This is a genomic window from Romboutsia sp. 13368, from assembly GCF_018336475.1.
Classification (GTDB): Bacteria; Bacillota; Clostridia; order Peptostreptococcales; family Peptostreptococcaceae; genus Romboutsia.
This window is the reverse complement of sequence record NZ_CP048741.1, coordinates 808,817-810,463: the sequence shown is the minus strand read 5'-3', so window position 1 is coordinate 810,463 and position 1,647 is coordinate 808,817. Positions and strand designations below refer to the sequence as shown.

Annotated in this window: 3 protein-coding genes; 1 reads left to right on the top strand and 2 read right to left on the bottom strand. The window is 21.3% G+C overall.

The genetic code is table 11. The annotated features are described in order from the left end of the window. Positions 1–116 precede the first annotated feature (116 nt). Entirely contained in the window at positions 117–749 is a 633-nt protein-coding gene (locus G3997_RS03300; protein WP_296648056.1) for an endonuclease/exonuclease/phosphatase family protein, read from the bottom strand. 55 nt (positions 750–804) lie between these two features. Continuing rightward, positions 805–975, bottom strand: a complete 171-nt coding sequence (locus G3997_RS03295) for a hypothetical protein (protein WP_296648053.1) — start codon at positions 973–975, stop codon at positions 805–807. A gap of 236 nt (positions 976–1,211) precedes the next feature. Between G3997_RS03295 and G3997_RS03290 the strand changes: the two genes are divergently transcribed. Continuing rightward, the coding region (locus tag G3997_RS03290; protein ID WP_296648051.1) for a hypothetical protein at positions 1,212–1,647 on the top strand (436 nt) is incomplete at its 3' end.

Sequence of the window (1,647 nt, the reverse complement as noted above, 5' to 3'; positions counted from 1 at the left end):
TTTAACTTTCCCCATTTCTCCACCTCGTATTAAATTTCATATAAATTATATTTTAACATATAATTATACAATATTTAATATATATATGTAACTNATATATTAAATATTGTATACTTTTATTTTATATCAACTATAACAGGATAATGATCTGATAAGTTAATTTTATCTACATAATATTTATCTATTTCTAATGACTTATCTAATAATATATAATCAATTCTTGCATTACTTTTTTCAAAAGTTGCTATACTTTGATAGTTTGTATATATAGCACTATCATTAAAAGTATTTAGAAAGACATTTTCTTCATTAAAATCACCACATATTATTTTAGATTTTTTTAAAAGATTAATATAATCCATTATTTCACTTATTTGTTCTTTTCTTTCATCTTTATCTAGACCTAAGTGAGTATTTATAACATCTACACAATATTTTTCAGAAAATACGTTCGTATATAAAAAACCTCTTTGTTCTTTTTTACTTTTTAAAAATACATGTTCATTTTTTAAAATTTCATATTTTGAAAGTGTAGCTACACCATACATCAATGTAGGATTATTGATATTAGCTGCAAATACTCCATCCAGCTTTAAATTGTGTTTTAATATTGCAAATTGTTCGTAAAGAACTTCTTGAATACATATTATATCGGCATCTATATCTTTTAAATACTTAATGATTTTATTTAAAGTAAACATATTATTAGAATCCATCCCCTTATGGATGTTATAAGTTACTATTTTCAATTAAATCACCCCATAAATTTTAAAACCTAGCTATAGGCTAGGTTTTATATATTAATTAATGTTTGATTTCTTTTCTTATTTTAGTGAATCTACCTTTACTTGCAACAAATACAAATCCCATTTTATTATATATCTCATTTAATTGTTCTAATGTTACTTCTCCATTTGCTAAATTTGTTAAAGTTATTTCATTTATATTAATTATGTTATTTGTTTTTGTTATCATTGGTATCACTCCTCTTAAAAATTTTATACTTTATTATATTCCCTATAAATTAAATATATTACCAATTTTATTAAAAAATTTATTTTCTTTTTAAACATTTGTTCGGTATGTTTATATTATACCAAACAATAGTTTTAGTCAATATTATTTTTAACTTTTATACAATTTTTATACTTATGCTGAATATATTTAACTATAAAAACATTTATTTATTATTCTAAAAGGAGGTCTACACTTTGAATAAAAATAGTAATAAAACAATACTATTTAAACAAAGAGAAGAGCATCATATCTCTAAATATAGATTTAAAACTAATAAAGATGGTAAAATAGACTTTAAAGTAATTCCTTATCCTAAATATAAAAAAGTATTAAAAAAAGGACGTAAATTAGTAAAATTAAAAAATATATCTATAATATTAGTAATTATACTAATAGCTTTTCTTTATTTCTCATTAACTAATAATCGCCTTTCTTACTTAATAGAAAAAAAAGAAGGAAGTACTGTATCTACATCTAGCCAAAGTATTGTATCTAACGATGAATTTAACACATATTCTGAAGTTATAAAAAATAATATATTTCTGCTCATGCCATTAACGTCTAAGCATAATATTAATACTGAGTTGATGCACAAAAACGGATCTTATATATATGCTCATGGATACATAT

Bases quoted from the DNA above. Each gene is read 5' to 3' on its own strand.
- G3997_RS03295 (WP_296648053.1), bottom strand. From the start codon at position 975: ATGATAACAAAAACAAATAACATAATTAATATAAATGAAATAACTTTA.